This window comes from Frankia sp. CgKIO3 (assembly GCF_977946435.1).
Map to the genome: position 1 here is coordinate 1 of NZ_CDWTMO010000254.1, position 3,962 is coordinate 3,962.

Annotated in this window: 4 protein-coding genes and 1 pseudogene; 3 read left to right on the plus strand and 2 right to left on the minus strand. The window is 67.8% G+C overall.

Annotated elements, in window-relative coordinates; all coding sequences use genetic code 11:
* The first annotated feature begins 32 nt into the window (after positions 1 to 32).
* On the plus strand, positions 33 to 542 hold the full coding sequence (locus tag AC08OJ_RS19070) for an Hsp20/alpha crystallin family protein (RefSeq protein ID WP_476594591.1): 510 nt from the start codon (positions 33 to 35) through the stop codon (positions 540 to 542).
* Positions 543 to 732: 190 nt separating this feature from the next.
* Positions 733 to 2,360, plus strand: a pseudogene (gene groL / locus AC08OJ_RS19075) (chaperonin GroEL).
* 102 nt (positions 2,361 to 2,462) lie between these two features.
* On the opposite strand, the gene AC08OJ_RS19080 reads toward groL, so the two are convergent.
* Positions 2,463 to 3,035 carry a TetR/AcrR family transcriptional regulator gene (locus tag AC08OJ_RS19080; RefSeq protein WP_476596452.1) on the minus strand — a complete coding sequence of 191 codons (573 nt, stop codon included), beginning with the start codon at positions 3,033 to 3,035 and terminating at the stop codon, positions 2,463 to 2,465.
* A gap of 252 nt (positions 3,036 to 3,287) precedes the next feature.
* Between AC08OJ_RS19080 and AC08OJ_RS19085 the strand changes: the two genes are divergently transcribed.
* Complete coding sequence (locus AC08OJ_RS19085) at positions 3,288 to 3,593, plus strand: hypothetical protein (RefSeq protein WP_476596453.1); 306 nt, start codon at positions 3,288 to 3,290, stop codon at positions 3,591 to 3,593.
* Between the two features lie 94 nt (positions 3,594 to 3,687).
* Here AC08OJ_RS19085 and AC08OJ_RS19090 read toward each other — a convergent pair.
* Positions 3,688 to 3,962 (minus strand): hypothetical protein (locus AC08OJ_RS19090; protein WP_476596454.1); only part of this gene is annotated, 275 nt, incomplete at its 5' end.

Genomic DNA, 3,962 nt, shown 5'->3' on the forward strand with positions numbered 1-3,962 from the left:
GCCGGCCGGCCCGGCCGGAAGGAGTGAGGATCATGACACTACCCGTACGACGCGGAGAAGGCCTGGGAACGCTGGCACGATGGGATCCGTTCCAGGAGATCGAGGACGCCTGGACCCGCATGGGCAATCTGCTCGGCGACGTCATGGGCGGCGTCGAGGGCCGTCCGGCGCGGTTGCTGGGTGGCATAGTGCAGCCGGTCGACATCGAGGAGACCGATGACGCGTTCGTGATCGATCTCGATCTTCCCGGGGTACGCCGGGAGGACATCTCCGTGGACCTGCGCGACAACGAGCTGTTCGTCACCGGTGAAATCAAGGAGCGGGAACGCACGGGAGTACTGCGCCGCCGTAGCCGCCCAGTGGGCCGGTTCGAGCACCGCATCGCCGTGCCGGGTGACATTGACCCGGAATCGGTGCACGCCACCCTGGCCGACGGAGTGCTCACCATCCGGCTGGCGAAGGCCAAGCGGAGCCAGCCCAAGCACATCGAGATCAGCACCGGACCCGAAGGCCAGAGCACCGGCCCCGAGGGCCAAAGCTGACTGAGTGCCTGGTACCCGGACCCGCCAGCGCGCCCTCCGCCGGGACCCCGGCAGACCCGGCCTGTCCAGCCGGTCGGCTTGCCCCGCCAGCAGGCGCTACCGACGATTTGTAATTAAGGTATTGCATGTCGTGAGGATGGGCCTGCGATGTTCGCGGGGTCCGGTCACGTTCTGCTTCAGGGGAACCATCATGCCAAAGATCATCGCTTACGAGGAGGAAGCACGGCGCGGGCTGGAACGTGGCATGAACCAGCTGGCCGGCGCCGTGAAGGTGACGCTCGGTCCGAAGGGGCGCAACGTCGTCCTGGAGAAGAAGTGGGGCGTTCCCACCATCACCAATGACGGTGTCTCCATTGCCAGGGAGATCGAACTCGAAGATCCGTATGAGAAGATCGGCGCCGAGATGGTCAAGGAGGTCGCCAAGAAGACCGACGAAGTGGCCGGCGACGGCACCACGACGGCGACCGTCCTGGCGGAGGCACTGGTCCACGAGGGCCTGCGGAACGTGGCCGCGGGCGCGAACCCGATCGCCCTCAAACGTGTGGCATCGAGCTGGCCGTCGAGCGGGTCTGTGGGGAGCTGGCCGACCTGTCCAGGGATCTGGAAACTAAGGATCAGATCGCCTCAACGGCCTCGATCTCGGCCGGCGGGGACACCGCGATCGGCCAGATCATCGCCGGGGCGATGGACAAGGTCGGCCGGGACGGCGTCATCACCGTCGAGGAGAGCAACACCTTCGGCCTCGAGCTGGAGCTCACCGAAGGTCTGCGTTTCGACAAGGGCTACATCTCGCCGTACTTCATCACTGATCAGGAGCGGATGGAGTGCGTCCTGGAGGACCCCTACATCCTGGTCGCCAATATCAAGATTTCGCTGGTCAAGGACATGCTCCCGCTGTTGGAGAAGGTCATGCAGGCCGGCAAGCCGCTGCTGGTTATCGCCGAGGACGTCGAGGGGGAGGCCCTGGCAACCCTGGTCGTCAACAAGATCCGCGGTACGTTCCGGTCCGTGGCCGTGAAGGCGCCGGGTTTCGGCGACCGGCGCAAGGCCATGCTCGGCGATATCGCCGTCCTGGCGGGCGGTTAGGTGATCAGTGAGGAGGTTGGTCTCAGGCTGGAGAACGCTGACCTCGACCTGCTTGGCCAGGCCCGCAAGGTTATCGTCACCAAGGATGACACGACCATTATCGAGGGCGCCGGCGACCCGGGCCAGATCGCCGGTCGGGTCAGCCAGATCCGTAGCGAGATCGAGAAGTCGGACTCCGACTACGATCGCGAGAAGCTGCAGGAGCGGCTGGCCAGGCTCGCCGGCGGCGTGGCCGTCATCAAAGCCGGCGCGGCCACCGAGGTCGAGCTCAGGGAGCGTAAGCACTGCATCGAGGACGCGGTCCGCAACACGAAGGCCGCCGTTGAGGAGGGCATCGTTCCCGGCGGTGGGGTGGCTCTGCTGCTGGCCTCGGAGGCCGTTTTCGACGGGCTGGACGTGGCCGAGGACGAGCGGACCGGGGCCGAGATGGTGCGCCGCGCGTTGACCGAGCCGCTCCGGCAGATCGCGATCAATGCCGGCCTGGAAGGCGGCGTCGTGGTCGAGAAGGTCCGCAACCTGCAACCGGGGTGGGGGCTGGACGCCGCCACCGGCGAGCACGTCAACATGCGCGAGGCCGGGATCATCGACCCGACCAAGGTCACCCGCTCCGCCCTGCAGAACGCCGCATCCATCGCCGGGCTGTTCCTCACTACCGAGGCCGTCGTCGCCGAAAAGCCAGAGGAAAAGGAAACCGCGGCCGCGGCAGCCGGTGGGGGTGGCCTGGACTACTGATTGACAGCGTCGTTGTCGCGGCCGACACGCCGGCCGACACGCCCACGGTGGCGGTCGAACAGGCCCATCCCGTCCTGGAACTCGCCTACCGCGGCAACTCGCCTATTCCGCGACGTTTCCACCGCCGAACTGCCGACGGAAGGAACCGAGCAGGTGGTCGAGGCCCCAGAGGAACTGGTCCCGGGTGTCCTGGGTGCCGGTCGGGCCGAGCAGTTCGGCCACGGCCTCGGCTGCCAGCAGGTGTCCCCAGAGGTAGACGAACATCGTGTAGACGATCCTGTTCGTGTCCTCCGGTCCGATGCCGGCGTCGGTGAGCAGGTCGTGCAGGAAGCTCGCGTTGCGTACCGCGGAGGGGCTGCCGGGCATCTGCCGGCCCATGCGTGCCGCGAGCCCCGGGTAGGCGGCGGCGACGTCATGCGCGCTGGTGAAGCAGCGCCCTAGGCGGTCGGCCCAGTCGCCGGTCTCGGGGCCTGGAAGGTCGATGCGGCCGAGCGCGTCGTCGACGACGCGCTCGACGATGAGATCCTTGGTGGGGAAGCGTCGGTAGATCGCGGGGGCCGTGACGCCGAGCTCCGCGCACAGGGGCCGGACCGTGAGGTGGTCGAGCCCGTCGCGCCGAGCGATCGTGTCGGCCGTCGCGATGATCTGCTCGCGGGTGACCGCCCGGGGACGCATAGCGTCCTTTCTACCCGGCGCGAGACGGTGGTTCTACTTGGCGCGAGGCAGTGGTGCTACCTGGCGCGAGGGTTCTGCGGCGGCCCGCCGCCGCGGACCCCTGGATCGGGTGGAGGCGGTTCCGAGGGCATGCCCGGCACGGGCCTGGCGTCGCACCGGTCCGGGACGAACAGCCCTCGTCCCGTCAGCCGCGCCGGCCGAAGGTAGAGGTACGGCCCGCCGTAGGAGGCCGAGACGAAGGAAGAGGAGATCATGATGATGGTCTGGGGTGGGTACAACTGGGGTTGGGGTAGTTGGCTGCTGATGGCGTTCAGCATGGTCGTGGTCTGGGGGCTGGTCATCGGGGCGCTGATCGCCCTGCTGCGCGCCGGCCTCGACCGGCGATCGGGGACGTTGGCCGGACAGCCTGTCAACGGGTCGGCCGAGCGGATCCTGGCCGAGGGCTACGCCCACAGTGACCTCGACGAGGGCCGCGGTGACCTCGGCGAGGAGGGGTACCGTCACCCGGGCGTGCCGCGGGACCGGCACAACCCGACCGGTCTCGCCAAGGTCGGTTGAGCGCATTCTGAAGGTCAGAGCCACCGCACGTTCTGGTGCCCCGCCTGGCTACTGATCTTTAATTCGTGAGGTCGCTGGATCGTGGTGTTGTGGGTCATGATGGTTCCAAGGTCAGACCGGTTCCGGCCAGGCAGCCGTTGAGGAGGCCGGGACGGTGCTGGAACCTGGTTATGCCATGACGGATCAGCTCGTTGAGCTCGTCAACGTCGTCGCACACCCGGACCAGCGGGGTGTGCCCGCACCGGCCCCAACTGGTCACCCGCGGCGGCCGCAGGGACTGCCCGGCCCCGTCCTCGAAGAGGACCCAGCCTCCGGTGACCGCGGCGATCTTTTTACCCGCGGCCACACCTCCCACCGCCACCCCGCCAC

What these genes read in the sequence shown, in the direction of transcription:
- AC08OJ_RS19070 (WP_476594591.1), top strand. Translation starts at nt 33, where the DNA reads ATGACACTACCCGTACGACGCGGAGAAGGCCTGGGAACGCTGGCACGA.
- AC08OJ_RS19080 (WP_476596452.1), bottom strand. Translation starts at nt 3,035, where the DNA reads ATGCGTCCCCGGGCGGTCACCCGCGAGCAGATCATCGCGACGGCCGAC.
- AC08OJ_RS19085 (WP_476596453.1), top strand. Translation starts at nt 3,288, where the DNA reads ATGATGATGGTCTGGGGTGGGTACAACTGGGGTTGGGGTAGTTGGCTG.